Origin of the sequence: Xanthobacter sp. 126, assembly GCF_000526175.1 — a bacterium.
Taxonomy (GTDB): Bacteria; Pseudomonadota; Alphaproteobacteria; order Rhizobiales; family Xanthobacteraceae; genus Xanthobacter; species Xanthobacter aminoxidans.
Window position 1 is genome coordinate 1663100 of the sequence record NZ_JAFO01000001.1, and the last position, 15023, is coordinate 1678122.

A 15023-nucleotide genomic window follows, 5' to 3' on the forward strand; every position below is an offset into this window, starting at 1 on the left:
GCACAGGATCGAAACACACCCTCCCGCCCCCCGCGCCGAGGCCGCCGGCACCCATATCGCCATCTCCGGCCTCACCAAGACGTACAAGACGCGCGGCGGCTCGGTGCCCTCGCTCAAGCCCATCGATCTCAACATCTCGAAGGGTGAGTTCGTGGCCATCGTCGGCCCCTCGGGCTGCGGGAAGAGCACCTTGCTCAAGCTGGTCGCCGGCCTTTTGCCGGCCACCAGCGGCACCATCACCATCGGCGGCGTGAAGGTGACGCAGCCACCGGATGGGGTGGGCATGGTGTTCCAGAGCCCGGTGCTGCTGCCCTGGCGCACGGTGCGCGACAACGTGCTGCTGCAGGTGGAGATGCGCGGGCGGCCCGTCGCCGCCTATCGCGAGGCGGCGGCGCGCCTGCTCCACACCGCCGGCCTCGACGGCTTCGAGGAGCGCTTCCCGTGGGAGCTGTCGGGCGGCATGCAGCAGCGCGCCGCCATCTGCCGGGCGCTGGTGCACGACCCCGAGGTGCTGTTGATGGACGAGCCGTTCGGCGCGCTCGATGCCATGACGCGGGAGAAGATGAACGCCGAGCTGCAGCGCATCTGGTACGAGACGCGCAAGACCGTGCTGCTCATCACCCACTCCATCCCGGAGGCGGTGTTCCTGGCCGACCGGGTGGTGGTCATGTCCAGCCGGCCGGGCAGCATCGAGGCCGTCTACGACATCGACCTGCCCCGCCCGCGCGACCTCACCGTGATGGGCGAGCCCCGGTTCGTCCGCTACACGCAGGAGATCCGCAAGCACTTCTTCGCCCAGGGCGATCTCGACCACTGACCGATCCGCCCGGAAAGCAACGCGCCCGCCCAGATCGGCGGGCGCTTTTCGTCAGGCCACCTTCGGGTCAGGCGATTTGGGCCATGCGGTGGATCACCTTGTCGGCGATCAGCGTGCCGCCCCCCGCCGCGGCGAAGTTCGCCAGCGCCACACCATCGATATGGGCGCGCCACTTGGCCGGCGATCAGTGGCGGGCGGCGCCTTCCCGGTTGCCAACAGCACCCGACTAGGTGGCGTCCCCCACTCGGACCGCTAGAATTGGAGGCGCAGTGAACGCGATGCCTCCAGAGGCACGGGCCCTGCGTGTTAGGTCTGCTTCAGGGTTGCGCGCGCCTCGCCGGTCTGGCTAATCTGGCCTCAAGGGGCTCCCGCGATTGCCCCGTGAGGCGCCAGCCTGAAATCGCGTCCTTTCTCCCCTCTGCCCAGGGATGGACGCTCGTGCCTTCAAACACTGAAATCACCGTGGCGCAGCTCGGCCGCCTCGTCGGCCTGCCGACCGCGCCCGTCATCATCGACGTGCGCACCGACGACGACTTCGCCGCCGACCGGCGAATGCTGCCAGCGGCCCGCCGGCGCTCCCACTCCGACGTTCGGGAATGGGGCCCCACGCTGGCGGGACGATCCGTCGTCGTGGTCTGCCAGAGGGGGCACAAGATCAGCCAGGGCGTGGCCGCGTGGCTTCGGATCCAGGGCATCGCGGCGGAAACGCTGGAAGGCGGCTTCGCGGCGTGGCGGGACGGACGGGGCGTGCTCTTCTCCGAGGCCGCCCTGCCGCCGCGCGATCTGGCGGGGCGAACGGTTTGGGTCACGCGCGCCCGCCCGAAGGTGGACCGCATCGCCTGCCCCTGGCTGATCCGCCGCTTCATCGATCCCGACGCGGCGTTCCTTTACGTCGGTGCGTCCGAGGTGGAAAGCGTGGCAGCGACTTTCGGCGCCACACCCTTCGACATCGACGGCGCGTTCTGGAGCCACCGCGGGGAAGGCTGCACCTTCGACACCATGATCGAGGAATTCGGGCTCAGCTCACCCGTGCTCGACCGCCTTGCCGTCATTGTCCGCGCCGCGGATACGGCACGCCTCGACCTGTCACCCCAGGCGGCAGGCTTCCTCGCGGCCTCCCTGGGCCTCTCCCGCATGTATCGGGAAGACCTGCAGCAGCTCGACGCCGGCATGCTGCTCTACGACGCCTTCTATCGCTGGTGTCGGGACGCCGTGGAGGAAACCCATAACTGGCCTGCGGGCCAGCAGAAGCAGGGCTGAGGGGCGCGCCATGACCATCACCTGCGAAACGAGCGGCCCGGCCGCAGCACCCGCGCGGCCGACGTTCCGGGAGGCCGTGAAAATCTGGGCGAAGATCGGTTGCCTCAGCTTCGGCGGCCCAGCGGGGCAGATCGCGCTCATGCACCGGGAGCTGGTGGAGGAGCGCCGCTGGATCGGCGAGCAGCGGTTCCTGCACGCTCTAAACTACTGCATGCTCCTGCCCGGCCCCGAGGCGCAGCAGCTCGCCACCTATATCGGCTGGCTGATGCACCGCACCGCGGGCGGGCTAGTGGCCGGCCTGCTGTTCGTGCTGCCCGGCGCCGTCGTGATGCTGGCCCTCAGCATTCTGTATGCCCTGTATCGCCACGTGCCGCTCATCGATGCGGCTTTCCTCGGCGCGAAGGCCGCCGTGCTGGCTGTGGTGGTGGAGGCACTGCTGCGGATCGGCCGCCGCGCGCTCAAGAACCGCCCCATGGTGGGAATTGCCGGCCTCGCCTTCCTGGCCATCTATGTCCTGCACATCCCGTTTCCGCTCATCATCCTCGCCGCCGGCCTCGCCGGGTGGGTAGGCAGCCGGGTGGCGCCCGTGCTGTTCCAGAGCGCGGGCCACGCCGGCGCGAAGGCCGACACCAATGGTGTGGTGGACCAGATGTTCGAGCGGGGGGAACTGGCCCATGCCGAGCCGTCGCTGCGGCGTGCGGCCGGTATCATCACGGTCTGGCTACCCCTGTGGCTCGGGCCGGTCGCGGTGCTGTGGGCGGCGTTCGGCAGAGGGAGCGTATGGACGCAGATCGGTTCCTTCTTCAGCCTGATGGCGGTCGTCACCTTCGGGGGCGCCTATGCGGTGCTGGCCTATGTGGCGCAGGCGGCCGTGGACGGCTTCGGCTGGCTCGCGCCCGGCGAAATGCTGGACGGCCTCGGCCTGGCCGAGACCACGCCCGGCCCCCTCGTCATGGTGCTGCAGTTCGTCGGCTTCCTCGCCGCCTATCGTGCTCCCGGCATCCTCAACCCGATGCTGGCGGGGTGCCTCGGCGCCCTGCTGACGCTATGGGTGACCTTCGCGCCCTGCTTCTTCTGGATCTTCCTCGGGGCGCCCTACGTGGAGGCCCTGCGCGGCAACCGCGCGCTCGGGGCAGCCCTGTCCGCGATCACGGCGGCGGTGGTGGGTGTGATCCTGAACCTCGCCTTGTGGTTCGCCATCCACGTCGTCTTCCGGCAGGTGGTGAGCGTGGACTGGCGCGGCATCGGGCCGGACCTGCCCGTGCTCTCCTCCATCGACTGGCGTGCGGCCGGCCTATCGGCGATGGCCATGTTCGCCATGTTCAGGTTCAAGCTCGGGATGCTTCCCACCCTCGCCGCTTGTGGCATGGCGGGGGTGGCGCTCGCAGCGCTGGGCTAGGTGAGCCGGCCGTCGGTCCCGGCAGCACTGCCCTTGTGAACAAGGCCGCGCTCGCCGCTCAGATCTTGAACCGGGTATGGGAGGCGGCCCGAGGAGCTGCGTCCCGCCCAATCCCACCTGGTCCCGGCAAATCCCAGATAGCGCCGTCTACGGGCAGCGATCAGGCTTGTTGGCATATTAGTTGGCATTTACACATAGTGTGCGCAGAAATAAAACGAAAATTCAGATGGTTATTCGATTTTATCGCATCCCTTCCGCGCACCATTTGACCATCTGCTGACGTCGATCGACTTTGAAAAATCAAAGAAGATCAATCATTGGTTCGCCTAGAGGAGTTGTTCGGTGAGCTCGTGGCCGGCCTGCCTGTGATGGTCGGCGCTGAATTGCCGCTCGCCCGCGTCGCCGATGCCCACATCATGCTGGAACGGGGTGAAACTACCGGATCGCTGCTGCTGGTGCCGTAGACCTCAGAGGAACGAAGTCTGAAACTGGCCGACCTGTAAGCGCGTGCTGGGCAAGTACGGCCGCCAGTCGGACAGCCCACCTTCGCCAGTGCCAGCCGTTCAACCTCGACGGCAGCTTGCCACAGGTGGCCAGCGCCGATCCCGTGAGCGTGCCCTGGCGTGGATCTCCTCCATGCCAGGGCACGGATCCTCGTTCCTCGGGCGGGGGCGCCAGGGAAGCCTGGAAGGGTGGGGAACAGCCTCCCAATCGCTGACGCCGCCGCTCGCGTCGAGGAGCTATTTGCCGATGCGGTGGAGCGGGCGCCCGCCCACGCCGAGGCACAGGGCGATGAGAATTTCGTCCGGCCGCGGCGCATCGGGGATGGCGATCTCCGCCGAGTCCATGTCGTCGAAGCTCCAGATATTGTTCTTGTTGGTGAGCGGCATGAGAAGGGGAGCGCCGGGCCCGCCCATCTTCTTCGTGCCGGGGATGATGTCCTTGCCGGTGCCGACCGCGGCCCGGACCGGTGCGCCGAACCGCGGGTGCAGCAGGGCGGCCGAGTGTTCCAGCTCCCCGTTGACCCCGACCACGGCCCCCTTGCCGTAGCTCACCACCTCATCCGGTGCGATCCCCAGCGCCGCGACGCCACGGGTCGCCATCAGGCCGCCCACCTCCGCGCCGAGGTCGTAGAGCGGGGTCAAGTCCTCGACATACTTGCCCGCGTATGGGTTGGCGATGACGGCCGCCACCGTGACCTTGCGGCTGGGCGGGGAAACTTCGCGACCCATTTCCTCATGGGTCTCTTCCACCTGCACCACGAGCTTGCGCACCTTCAGCAATGACATGACATTTCCTTCGGACTTGGATGACGGGCGAAACCTCGGTCAGCTCTTCAGCAGGGCGCATTCGCTCTGGGAGAGCGGGCGGAAGGCCTCCTCGGCGGGAATGGTGGCGCGCAGCTTGTAGTAGTCCCACGGCGCCTTGGATTCGGCGGGCTTCTTCACCTCGAACAGGTACATGTCGTGGATCTTGCGTCCGTCCGCACGGATGCGGCCCTCGCCGAACAGGGGGTCCTTGATGGGCTTGGCCTTCATGGCGTCCACGACCTTGCGGCCATCCTTGGCATCGCCCAGCTCCGCCACGGTCTTCAGATAGTTGAGGGTCGCGGAATAGACGCCGGCCTGCACCATGGTGGGCTTGGCGCCCCGCATCTTCTCGGCGAAGCGCTGGGAAAAGGTGCGGGTCTTGTCGTTCATGTCCCAGTAGAAGGGCGAGGTCAGGATCAGCCCCTGCGCGACGGGCAGGCCCATGGAGTGCACATCGGAAATATAGATGAGCAGGCCGGCGAGGTTCTGGCCGCCGGCCACGATGCCGAATTCAGCCGCCTGCTTGATGGAGTTGGTGGTATCTGCCCCTGAATTGGCGAGGCCGACGATCTTTGCCTTCGAGCCCTGCGCCTGCACGAGGAAGGAGGAGAAGTCGGACGTGCCGAGCGGAACGCGCACGCGGCCGACCACCTTGCCGCCGTTCTTCTCCACCACGTCCGCCGTGTCGCGCTCCAGCGCCTGGCCGAAGGCATAGTCGGCGGTGAGGAAGAACCAGGTGTCCCCGCCGGTCTTGACGATGGCCTGTCCGGTGCCGTGGGCGAAGGCCCAGGTGTCGGAGGTCCAGTGCACGGTATTGGGCGAGCAGGCCTTGCCGGTGAGATCGGAGGTGGCGGGGCCGGAGGCCAGCATCACCTTGTTCTTGTCCCGCGTGATCTGGTTGACGGCGAGGGCGGCCGCCGAATTCGTCACGTCGGTGATCATGTCGACGCCGTCCACGTCGAACCAGCCGCGGGCGACGTTGGCGGCAATATCGGCCTTGTTCTGGTGGTCGGCGGAGACCACGTCGATGGTCCAGCCCTTCTGCTTCAGGCCGGAATCCTCGATGGCGAGCTGCGCGGCGACGACGGAACCGACACCGCCCATGTCGGCATAGGCGCCGGATTGGTCGTTGAGGACGCCGATCTTCACCGTCTTCGCGGCCTGCGCGCTCGCCGCTGTCGTTGCGGCGAGAAGAATGGCAAGTCCCATAAGGATGCGTGATTTCATCTTGTTTCCTCCCTTGTTTTTGTTCGTTCTGCTTGCGGGTTCCCCGTTATGGCCCTGAGCTTCGTTTGGCGCCGAAGTTCAGAGTGTCTTCAGGTAGGAGATGACCGCGGAATAGTCCCGACCGCGCCCGCCATTGGCCGCGTAGCGCCCGAAGATGTCTTCCGCCGCCGCGCCGAGGGGGGTGCGGGAGCCGCTGGCGTCGGCGGCTTCCTGCGAGAGGCGAAGGTCCTTCGCCATCAGCTCGGTGGCGAACCCCGGCGTGTAGCCGCGGTTGGCGGAGGCGGTGGGCACCGGGCCAGGCACCGGGCAATGGGTGGTGAGCGCGTAACACTGGCCCGAGGAGGTGGATGCCACCTCGAACAGGGACTGATGGGAAAGGCCGAGGGACTCGGCAAGGTTGAACGCCTCGCTGACGGCGATCATCGAGACGCCGAGGATCATGTTGTTGCAGATCTTGGCCACCTCGCCATTGCCTGGTCCGCCGCAATGCACGATGCGCCGCCCCATGGCCGCGAGCAGCGGCTGACCGACGGCGAAGGCTTCGTCCGTGCCGCCCGCCATGAAGGTCAGCGTGCCGGCGGTCGCGCCCTCCGTGCCGCCGGAGACCGGCGCGTCGAGGGAGAGCAGCCCCGCCGCCGCGGCCAGATCATGGGCCGCGCGGGAGCTGGTGACGTCGATGGTGGAGGAATCGATCATCAGCGCGCCCGGCGCCATCTGCGGCACCGCCCGCGCCCAGACATCGCGCACCGCCGCGCCGCTCGGCAACATGGTGATGACCACGTCCGCGCCGGCGAACAGGCCGTCCTCCGACGAAGCGACCTTCAGCCCCGCCTCGGCGGCTGCCGCGCGCGCCTCGGCCGACAGGTCGAAGCCGGTAACCGAATGATTGGCCTTCTGGAGGTTGGCCGCCATGGGGCGGCCCATGTTGCCGAGGCCGATGAAGACGATATGTGCCACGCCGAAAATCCCCCTCTCACGCGACCGACGCCTCTGAAGGGCCGCGCGCGAATGTGCCGCAACGAGGATTAGCTGTTCCTCCACGGACAGGCGCTGCTTATGTTTCCGCCATAGTTGTGCAGAAATGGGCAGCGGGGCGCGGTATGAACTGGGACTATCTGCGGGCGCTCATCGCGGTGGCGCGCGGCGGCACGCTATCAGCCGCGGCGAAGATGCTCGGCGTGAAGCACTCCACGGTGAGCCGCCATCTCGCGGGCCTGGAGGCCGAGATCCGCACCCGCCTCGTGGTGCGCGCGCCGGGTGGGCTGACGCTCACCGACGCGGGCCTGCGCCTGCTGGAGGCCGCGGAGGCCATGGAGCTTCAGGCCCAGACTGCGCAGGACGAGATATCGGGGCGCGACGTGTCCATCTCCGGAACGGTGCGCATCGGCGCGCCGGATGCCTTCGGCGCCTATTTCCTGTCGCCGCGCCTCACCCGCCTCCTGGACCAGAACCCGGCGCTGAAGGTGCAACTCGTGGCCACGCCGCGCTCTTTCAACCTCACCAAGCGCGAGGCCGACATCGCCATTGCCCTGACCATGCCGGAGCGTGGCCGTCTCGTAACCCGTAAGATGGCGACCTACGGGCTCGGCGTGTTCGCCAGCGCCGCCTATCTCGCGGCGAGGCCCGCGATCCGCAGCGTGGACGACCTGCGCCGCCATCGCTTCATCAGCTATATCGACGACCTCATCTTTACCCGCGAGCTGGACTATCTCGGCGAAGTCGCCACGGGCATAGATGCGGCCTTCCAGAGTTCCAACCTCTTTGCCCAGATGCATGCGGCGCGGGCGGGGCTGGGCGTGTGCATCCTGCCCTACTTCCTCGCGTCCGGCTGTCCGGACCTGAAGCTGGTGCTGCCGGATGCGGTGCGCCTTGTGCGGTCATGGTGGATTATCGTCCACGAGGAGCAGAAGAACATCGCGCGGGTGCGCATCACCGCGGATTTCATCACGCAGGAACTCGCCAACGAAGCCGCCCTGCTGATGCAACCGGCCGCGCAAAACCTGTGAGACGGTGGGGGCCGCGCAAATCGGTGTTGAACAGGCGGCGAACGTAGACCATGGAAGGTCCCCGGTGCCGTTTGCCGAATGCCGCCGCGACGGCGCTGGCGGCAACGGCGGCTCAGCCCATATCCTGGGCGGTCCGTGGACAAGTCCCTTGTCGGCGCCGTCGATCACCTCGCCATCATCGCGATCGGAACGCCTTGCGAGAGCCGCTCGGCGGCGGGGGCGTTTGCGCGGGAGGCCGGCACTATCGCTCGCCTTCTTTTGTCCGCGGTTGGCAATCGCATGCAGCCACCCCCCGCGCGTTGATCTTGTGGCAGCGCGGGCATTCCCAGCCGGGCCGGTAGGGTGGCGGCGTAGTATCCGGGACGGGCAGGCTCATGATGAGCGGGTCGCAGTGTTCGCAGCCTGGAGACGGACAAGGGAATCTGGGGCAGGCGTGCGGTATCATGGCGCCTCCTCTCGCTTTGGTGCCACGGCGGGGACAATAAGCCTGACCACATCATCCTTGGCCTACGCCGTTTGTTTTGGCGAGTACTTATTCGTCGGCTTTCCACGACTCTTCAGACACTTCATGCCTCGCAGGTATTCACCTGCTGTAGCCGAAATCGAGCACCCGATATCAGACGTCAGCATCGTCGCCGAAGAGTTCGTCTGCGGCTCCATCGATCACCTGTCCATCCGACGATCCCGGCCACTGCCCGAACCTCTACTCTGCCACCCGCGCCATGCCTGCCATGATCGCGACGCCACCACGGAGATCGCCGCTCCGGAAGCCGGCGGCCCTGGCGCGCTTCCCGAACTCGGAATCGGAATGCTCAAGGAGAACCTCAGCCATCGCCGTGACCATCGAGGACCGAGCCTCCGGCCGTCGACGCCTCTCTCCCGGCACCGGGTCGTGTACCCCCTCCAACAGCTTCGCGAAGCTCTCGGGCTTCAACAGGACATCGACGCTGGCCCGCCATCCACGGTCGTTGTTGCCATGGAGGAACGGCGACGCGCGGACCCGCTCCATGGCGATGAGCCCGCCGGTGATCCCTCCGCAGTCCCGCAAACAGGCCGTAAGGGCCAGTCGGCGCTTCCGGCTCACTCCCCCTGCGCCTCTGGTGGGCCGACCTCGGCCGCTGGCGGGCTCCTGGCCCTGCCTTGATCCTGTTGACCTCCTCCGGGCCGCGGCGCCCCGTCCCGTCAAGACGTGACGTGGACGTCCACCGTCATGCCCCCGAAGGCGGAGCTGTCCCCGACGAAGCTGCCCTGCACCGGAATGGCCTGGCGGATGTCGCGCACCACCGCGACCGGGATGAGATTAAACCCGCCCATGCTGCGATTGGTGGGATCGAACGGAATCCAGCCTGCTCCGGGCACGAACACTTCCGCCCATGCGTGGGTGGAGCCCATGCCCTGAGACCCCACGAAAGTTCCGGCCGGATTGTAAAGATAGCCCGACACGATGCGCGCGCCGAAGCCCAGGCTGCGGACCGTCTCCACGAACAGCACCGCGAAATCGCGGCAGGAGCCCCAGCCGCGATCGAGGGTTTCCGTCGGCGATTGCGTGCCCTCCTCGTCGCGGCTCTGATAGGAGATCTGCCGGGAAACGCCGGCGCTCAGATCCTTCAGCAGCGAGAGGGTGTCGGTGGAATTCCCCCGGACGAAACCCATCGCCCAGCTCCGCAACCGGCCGCTGGCATCGGGAAACTGGGGGGCCGCCAGCGCGCCGAGATCGGTCCATTCGTCGGCGGAATAGCTGAACGGAAAGGACGTGGCAGTGCCCGCGATGGCGAAAACCGGCCATGGCACGGCATCGAGCTGGAGTTCTGTCGTGCTCTCGATGACCAGTTGATCGCCGGAGGTCGCGAAGGTCGCGGTGGCGACTGCGTTGCCGAAGACATCCTGAGCCCAGTCCACCGTTGCCGTGGGGGTCAGCAACAGCTGGTTCGACGTCACCCGAAGGTCGCGGCTTTCCCTGGGGCGGAGCATCAGTCGATGCGGTCCGAAGGTCACCGGCCGATGGAAGCGATAGGTGGTGGTGTGGCGGATCTGGAGAGGGATCAAGGGCGCTCCGTGGGGCTCTGCCGCGCTCGAGCGTCTGGCCAGGCTGCGCAAACAAAAGCGCTTCTGGCTAGCCTGGGGTCAGGTCTGCTCAAAGGGGACTGGCCCATCAGCTTAGCACATGGGCGGGCTGCCGCCTTGTTGAATTGATTGACGTATAAATAATGTTGCACACTCGCGAATATCGGAGCATAGTGATCTGGTCGATACAAAGCCTGATTAATTGGTTTCGCGCAGATTTGTATTTTGCGCCCATCCAGAAATTCTCGCCAGAAAATGCGATGTCGACGACTGGCCATGGGCCGGTGAGCCAATTATCGAAATTGAGAGGGTTTCCCATGACTGAGGGAACCGTGAAGTGGTTCAACGCCCAGAAGGGCTTTGGATTCATCGCTCCTGATGCGGGCGGCAATGACGCGTTCGTCCATATCAGCGCTGTCGAGCGCTCCGGCCTTGGCGAGCTGCGCGAAGGCCAGAAGGTGGGCTTTGAGCTCGTCGCCGATCGCAAGAGCGGGAAGATGTCCGCGGACATGCTCAAGGATCTGAGCTGACCTGATGGCCGGCAGCCCGAGTCTTTCAGGAATGCCGGACTGATCATTGTTGCCGAAGGCTGACCGCGGATGTACCGGCAGCTCCGGTGGTGATGTGCCATCCCTTTGCCTGGCAGAGCGCCCGACGCCCTGTGGCCCTTGATGGTCGCAGGGCGTTTTTCGTTTCGTCGGCAGGATCGACCCACGTGCCCGAGAGGAGACGGCCATGGCCAAAGGACAGATGCGCGGCAATCGCGAAACCAAGAAGCCGAAGAAGGTCAAGGTGCCCGAGCCGCCGGCGTCGTTCGTGAAGGGATCCCCCGTATCCTTGGGTCCGCCCAAGAAGAAGGGCTGAGGTGCTGTCATGAACGTCCGCACCCGTGAAACCACGGTCACGTTCGACCACGCCTTCCACCTCAGCGACGCGGACGGCGACCTCCCGGCGGGAACCTACCGTCTCGTCATCGACGAGGAGCAGCTTCTCGGCGTCTCATTCCTGGCCTACCGGCGCATGGCGACGATGCTGCACACGCCCGCCCTCGCGGCGCCTGCGGGTCGGAGCAAGTGTCTCTCGGTGAATGCCGCCGAACTCGATGCCGCCGTGTTGAAGGACCAGCAGACATCCGCGAGGGCGGGTGAAGCGCCGTCGGCGGACGCGCTCCTCCTTTGACGGACGGCCCGCAAACAGGAGGCTTCCATGACCCTTCAGTTTCCCAACGCGAGCCGCGTCTTTGATCCCGTCAGGCGCTGCGTGACCTTCTGGGGACACGATTCCGCGTTCGAGATCGCATTCCATCTCGACGCCGATGTGCTGACGCGGTTCAGTCCTCAGAGCGGCCAGGACGAGGCCGCCTCCCTGCGCACCTTCGACACCAACCGGCAGCGGATCGAGCGCGCCGCGAGCGGTGTGTATGCGCGGCGGCGGCAAAGCTTCCACCGCCTGTCTACGTCCGACTTCTAGGGCCCACCATCGGCCGGCGCCCCGGCCCCCTTCGCGCGATCGCACGCGAGCGGCGCGTCGCACGCCGTGCCTCCGGCAAGAAAGGCGTTCGATCGCATGAACAAGGGCCTCCACATCGTTTTCCAGTCGCTCGACGCGGAGCACGTCCTCGCCCGGGTCATCTGGCGCGAGCAGGACAGTGGCGGCGGCAGCCTCACGCTCGAGATGCCTGTCCGCAACAGCGCGGCCGCTCCCAAGAGCACCGAGCAACTCCAGGCCGACGCCCGCGCCCTTGCCGTCCGCTTCGCCCGGGCCTTCGCGGACACCATCCAGGATTAGCGCGGTGTCCCGCCGGTCATGAGACCGCACGCGAAGCTGCGCACGTCGGCTGCGCTTTCCGCACGGCCGATCGCCGACGATGGCGCCACTCTGCTGGTCGCTCACCGCGCCATCGCCACATCCGTCGCTGAAGGCGGTGCCGGCGGAAGCCGGAGGAGGCATCCGCTAGGCCGTTCCTCTGATCCGGCTTGCGGTTTGGTGGAGAGGCTGGCGCGTAGATGCTCATGCGCGTTTCGTCAGGACTTCCGCAGCCGGCCGCAGGCCGTTGAAGACGTAGTCGGCGAGGTGCCCGGCCCATTCCGGCGTCAATGGCGCGTGCGGGACGAGGATGCGGTACCAGATCGGCCCGTAGAGCGCATCGATCACCACGTCGAGATCGACATCGGCGCGCAGTTCGCCGTTGGCGATGCCGCGCAGGAGAGCCTTCTTCGCCTCTTCCCGGCGCGGAAGCACATAGCCGTCCAGAAGCGCGCGCAGCGCCTCCGGATCGCTCTGGCCCTGAGCGACCAGCGCGGAAATCGTGCGTCCGACCTTCTGGCCGTAGACCTCTGCGACCCGCATCATCTGGCTTTTCACGTCGGCAACGGCTGAGGCCGTCACCGGGTAGCCGATCTTTTGAGCAGTCTCCGCGAGAAAGCCGGCGATCGCCAGCGCCCCGCGGTTTGGCCACCAACGGTAGATGGACGAGCGCGCCGTACCCGACCGGGTTGCAACGGCATCGATCGTAAACCCCGAAAGTCCTTGCTCCTCGAGCAGCTCGTTCGCTGCCTTGAGGATTGCGATCTTCACTTCGTCACCTTGCGGGCGACCGCGGCGGCGAACGGTTTTATTGCTCGTGCTCAAATTTTGACGCCCATCATCGAGATTTTGCCCAGATTATCGCCGGCCCTTCAACTTGACAATCAATCGGGCTGATTAAAACTACACACTGTCGCTTTTATCCGGATTCAGAGAGCGAAGCCCATGGTGCGCGTCGGCCGGCGCCGCCTTCCTGTGAAGCCCCGAAACCGCCTGCACATGCGCAGGCATACGCAAACACAGCGAGGAAGCGCAATGACTGGCGTGCTCAGCCCCGAACAGGTCGCGCATTTCAATTCCGAGGGATATCTCTGTCCGGTCCGGGCCATCAGCGCGGAAGAGGCACGCCTCTATCGCAATAAAGTCGAAGATTTCGAGGCCCAGTCGGGCGAGGAGGTCAACAAGCGCCTCAAGATCAAGGCGCATCTCGCCTTCCCATGGCTGGTGGAGCTGGCGCGGCACCCGCGCATCGTGTCGGCCGTCCAGGCCATCCTCGGGCCGGATGTCCTGCTGTTCGGCTCCTCCGCCTTCGCCAAGAATGCGCGTGATCCGCGCTTCGTCTCCTGGCACCAGGATTCCGCCTATTACGGGCTGAACCCGCACCAGGAAGTCACCGTCTGGCTCGCCTTGTCGCGCGCCAGCACCGAGAGCGGCTGCATGAAGGTTATCCCGAAGAGCCATCTCGGGCCTGACCTCGTCCACGAGGAGACGTTCGATGCCGACAACCTGCTCGCCCGCGGCCAGAAGGTGACGGTGGATGAGAGCCTTGCCGTCGACATGCCGCTCGAGCCGGGCGAGTTCTCCATGCACCATGAGCGCACGGTGCATGGATCGCCCGCCAACATGTCCGACGACCGGCGCATCGGCATCGCCTTCTTCTACATGCCCGCCCATTGCCGCTCGATGCTGGGGCGCCGTTCCGCCCTGCTCATCGCCGGCGAAGATCGCCACGGCCACTGGGACCAGGACCCCGAGCCGCGTTTCGATCTCGACCCTGAAAGCCTCGCCTTCATGGAGGAGGTCTGGGCGAGCTATCGCGACGACGCGACGACCGTTCAGGCCGCGCGTCTCGCCTGATCCTTTCCTCCGGCCCGGCTCATGCCGCGGCCGGAGTCTCAGCCATCTGGAAGCCGCGTCCGTCTGCCCCCTTTGAAACCGAGAGCGCATTCCATGAAAGCCAGCATCCTTTTCAGCACAGCCCTGTCCCTTCTCTGCGCCGCCCCCGCTTTGGCCGATCCGGTGAAGGTGGGCGTCATCCTGCCCCAGACCGGCGTCGGCGCGGTGCTCGCCAAGCAGATGCAGGCAGCGATCGAACTCGCCGTCGCCCACGAGGGCGGCAAGCTCGGTGGCCAGCAGGTCGAGTTCTTCTGGAGCGACAGCCAGGGCAAGGCGGACGTGGCCAAGCAACTGGCCGACGAGATGGTGAAGTCGAAGCGCGTGGACTTCCTCGTCGGTCCGGTCTTCTCCTCGGAGATGATGGCAGTGCACGGCGGCCTCGCCCGCACCGATGCCTTCGTGATCTCGCCCATTTCGGGACCGGCGCCCATCGCCGGCAAGTCCTGCTCGGTGAACTTCTTCAACGTGTCGTCCCAGAACGACCAGCAGGCCGAGGCGCTCGGCGCCTATCTCGAGAAGCTCGGCGTCAAGCGCGTCTATGTCATGACGGTCAACAACCAGGCCGGCAAGGACATGGTCTCCGGCTTCAAGCGCAACTTCAAGGGCGACCTCGTGGGCGAGGTCTACACCCGCTTCGGACAGGTCGACTTCGCCGCCGAGCTGAGCGCGCTGCGCACCGCCGCGCCGGAAGCGACCTTCATCTTCTACCCCGGCGACATGGGCGTGCAATACGTCAAGCAATACGCCCAGGCGGGCCTTGCGAAGTCGACCCCGCTCTACACCGTGTGGACCGTGGATCAGGCGACGCTGCCCGCGGTGGGCGACGATGCCATCGGCGTGCGCTCGGGCAATGTCTGGAGCGTCGATCTGCCGAATGCCGCCAACGCCCGCTTCGTCTCCGATTTCAAGCAGAAGAACGGAGTCCTGCCCAACGACTACGCCGCCCACGCCTACGATTCCATCCTGCTCGTCTCCAGCGCGGTCAAGGCGGTGGGCGGTGACATGAGCCGGAAGGACGACATCCGAAAGGCGCTGCAGAAAGCCGACTTCGCCTCGAACCGCGGCAAGTTCGCCTTCAACACCAACCACTTTCCCATCGAGGACTACTATGTCCGCGAGGTGGTGAAGGGCGAGGACGGCACCCTCGTCACCAAGACCGTCGAGAAGGTGATGACCGACGCCAAGGACGCCTATTACCAGGAATGCCCGCTGAAGTGATCGCGGATGATCTTGAAGAG

General features: G+C 66.2%; 17 protein-coding genes. 11 read left to right on the forward strand and 6 right to left on the reverse strand.

Annotated elements, in window-relative coordinates:
* The first annotated feature begins 7 nt into the window (after positions 1-7).
* From XAN126_RS0107915 to chrA, 3 genes are all read left to right on the forward strand, one after another.
* The gene (locus tag XAN126_RS0107915; RefSeq protein WP_245272362.1) at positions 8-817 is read left to right on the forward strand and encodes an ABC transporter ATP-binding protein; all 810 of its coding nucleotides are present in this window, start codon (positions 8-10) and stop codon (positions 815-817) included.
* 438 nt (positions 818-1255) lie between these two features.
* Positions 1256-2077 (forward strand): sulfurtransferase/chromate resistance protein, encoded by an 822-nt coding sequence (locus XAN126_RS0107925; RefSeq protein WP_024278057.1) that lies wholly within the window; start codon positions 1256-1258, stop codon positions 2075-2077.
* A gap of 10 nt (positions 2078-2087) precedes the next feature.
* On the forward strand, positions 2088-3476 hold the full coding sequence (chrA, locus tag XAN126_RS0107930; protein WP_024278058.1) for a chromate efflux transporter: 1389 nt from the start codon (positions 2088-2090) through the stop codon (positions 3474-3476).
* Between the two features lie 740 nt (positions 3477-4216).
* Here the strand turns inward: chrA and XAN126_RS0107940 are convergent.
* The 3 genes from XAN126_RS0107940 to mmsB form a co-directional block, all read right to left on the reverse strand.
* Positions 4217-4765, reverse strand: coding sequence for an amino acid synthesis family protein (locus tag XAN126_RS0107940; protein ID WP_024278059.1), 549 nt, complete (start codon positions 4763-4765; stop codon positions 4217-4219).
* Positions 4766-4804: 39 nt separating this feature from the next.
* Positions 4805-6013 (reverse strand): ABC transporter substrate-binding protein, encoded by a 1209-nt coding sequence (locus XAN126_RS0107945; RefSeq protein ID WP_024278060.1) that lies wholly within the window; start codon positions 6011-6013, stop codon positions 4805-4807.
* A 78-nt stretch (positions 6014-6091) separates the two neighbouring features.
* On the reverse strand, positions 6092-6970 hold the full coding sequence (mmsB, locus tag XAN126_RS0107950) for a 3-hydroxyisobutyrate dehydrogenase (RefSeq protein ID WP_024278061.1): 879 nt from the start codon (positions 6968-6970) through the stop codon (positions 6092-6094).
* Positions 6971-7113: 143 nt separating this feature from the next.
* Between mmsB and XAN126_RS0107955 the strand changes: the two genes are divergently transcribed.
* Entirely contained in the window at positions 7114-8019 is a 906-nt protein-coding gene (locus XAN126_RS0107955) for a LysR family transcriptional regulator (protein ID WP_024278062.1), read from the forward strand.
* 703 nt (positions 8020-8722) lie between these two features.
* Here the strand turns inward: XAN126_RS0107955 and XAN126_RS26965 are convergent.
* Positions 8723-9028 (reverse strand): hypothetical protein, encoded by a 306-nt coding sequence (locus tag XAN126_RS26965; RefSeq protein WP_155982255.1) that lies wholly within the window; start codon positions 9026-9028, stop codon positions 8723-8725.
* 173 nt (positions 9029-9201) lie between these two features.
* Entirely contained in the window at positions 9202-10065 is an 864-nt protein-coding gene (locus tag XAN126_RS0107965) for a transglutaminase family protein (RefSeq protein ID WP_024278064.1), read from the reverse strand.
* A 335-nt stretch (positions 10066-10400) separates the two neighbouring features.
* Here XAN126_RS0107965 and XAN126_RS0107970 point away from each other — a divergent pair, with 335 nt between their 5' ends.
* The 5 genes from XAN126_RS0107970 (at position 10401) to XAN126_RS0107990 (ending at position 11871) form a co-directional block, all read left to right on the forward strand.
* On the forward strand, positions 10401-10613 hold the full coding sequence (locus XAN126_RS0107970; RefSeq protein WP_024278065.1) for a cold-shock protein: 213 nt from the start codon (positions 10401-10403) through the stop codon (positions 10611-10613).
* A gap of 205 nt (positions 10614-10818) precedes the next feature.
* A complete protein-coding gene (locus tag XAN126_RS29265) occupies positions 10819-10947 on the forward strand; it encodes a hypothetical protein (RefSeq protein WP_280938289.1) in 129 nt (42 codons plus the stop codon).
* A gap of 9 nt (positions 10948-10956) precedes the next feature.
* Positions 10957-11262, forward strand: coding sequence for a hypothetical protein (locus XAN126_RS0107980; RefSeq protein ID WP_024278066.1), 306 nt, complete (start codon positions 10957-10959; stop codon positions 11260-11262).
* Positions 11263-11289: 27 nt separating this feature from the next.
* Positions 11290-11553, forward strand: a complete 264-nt coding sequence (locus XAN126_RS0107985; RefSeq protein ID WP_024278067.1) for a DUF1488 domain-containing protein — start codon at positions 11290-11292, stop codon at positions 11551-11553.
* Positions 11554-11649: 96 nt separating this feature from the next.
* Positions 11650-11871: a hypothetical protein gene (locus XAN126_RS0107990; RefSeq protein WP_024278068.1), complete on the forward strand. Its 222-nt coding sequence runs from the start codon at positions 11650-11652 to the stop codon at positions 11869-11871.
* A 222-nt stretch (positions 11872-12093) separates the two neighbouring features.
* Here XAN126_RS0107990 and XAN126_RS0107995 read toward each other — a convergent pair whose 3' ends face one another.
* On the reverse strand, positions 12094-12660 hold the full coding sequence (locus XAN126_RS0107995) for a TetR/AcrR family transcriptional regulator (protein WP_024278069.1): 567 nt from the start codon (positions 12658-12660) through the stop codon (positions 12094-12096).
* A 264-nt stretch (positions 12661-12924) separates the two neighbouring features.
* Between XAN126_RS0107995 and XAN126_RS0108000 the strand changes: the two genes are divergently transcribed.
* Together XAN126_RS0108000 and XAN126_RS0108005 are read left to right on the forward strand one after the other, a co-directional pair.
* Positions 12925-13746 carry a phytanoyl-CoA dioxygenase family protein gene (locus XAN126_RS0108000; protein WP_024278070.1) on the forward strand — a complete coding sequence of 274 codons (822 nt, stop codon included), beginning with the start codon at positions 12925-12927 and terminating at the stop codon, positions 13744-13746.
* 93 nt (positions 13747-13839) lie between these two features.
* On the forward strand, positions 13840-15003 hold the full coding sequence (locus tag XAN126_RS0108005) for an ABC transporter substrate-binding protein (RefSeq protein WP_024278071.1): 1164 nt from the start codon (positions 13840-13842) through the stop codon (positions 15001-15003).
* The last annotated feature ends 20 nt before the right edge of the window (positions 15004-15023 follow it).

Bases quoted from the DNA above. Each gene is read 5' to 3' on its own strand.
- chrA (WP_024278058.1), top strand. From the start codon at position 2,088: ATGACCATCACCTGCGAAACGAGCGGCCCGGCCGCAGCACCCGCGCGG.
- XAN126_RS0107940 (WP_024278059.1), bottom strand. From the start codon at position 4,765: ATGTCATTGCTGAAGGTGCGCAAGCTCGTGGTGCAGGTGGAAGAGACC.
- XAN126_RS0107945 (WP_024278060.1), bottom strand. From the start codon at position 6,013: ATGAAATCACGCATCCTTATGGGACTTGCCATTCTTCTCGCCGCAACG.
- XAN126_RS0107955 (WP_024278062.1), top strand. From the start codon at position 7,114: ATGAACTGGGACTATCTGCGGGCGCTCATCGCGGTGGCGCGCGGCGGC.
- XAN126_RS26965 (WP_155982255.1), bottom strand. From the start codon at position 9,028: ATGGAGCGGGTCCGCGCGTCGCCGTTCCTCCATGGCAACAACGACCGT.
- XAN126_RS0107970 (WP_024278065.1), top strand. From the start codon at position 10,401: ATGACTGAGGGAACCGTGAAGTGGTTCAACGCCCAGAAGGGCTTTGGA.
- XAN126_RS29265 (WP_280938289.1), top strand. From the start codon at position 10,819: ATGGCCAAAGGACAGATGCGCGGCAATCGCGAAACCAAGAAGCCGAAG.
- XAN126_RS0107980 (WP_024278066.1), top strand. From the start codon at position 10,957: ATGAACGTCCGCACCCGTGAAACCACGGTCACGTTCGACCACGCCTTC.
- XAN126_RS0107985 (WP_024278067.1), top strand. From the start codon at position 11,290: ATGACCCTTCAGTTTCCCAACGCGAGCCGCGTCTTTGATCCCGTCAGG.
- XAN126_RS0107990 (WP_024278068.1), top strand. From the start codon at position 11,650: ATGAACAAGGGCCTCCACATCGTTTTCCAGTCGCTCGACGCGGAGCAC.
- XAN126_RS0108000 (WP_024278070.1), top strand. From the start codon at position 12,925: ATGACTGGCGTGCTCAGCCCCGAACAGGTCGCGCATTTCAATTCCGAG.
- XAN126_RS0108005 (WP_024278071.1), top strand. From the start codon at position 13,840: ATGAAAGCCAGCATCCTTTTCAGCACAGCCCTGTCCCTTCTCTGCGCC.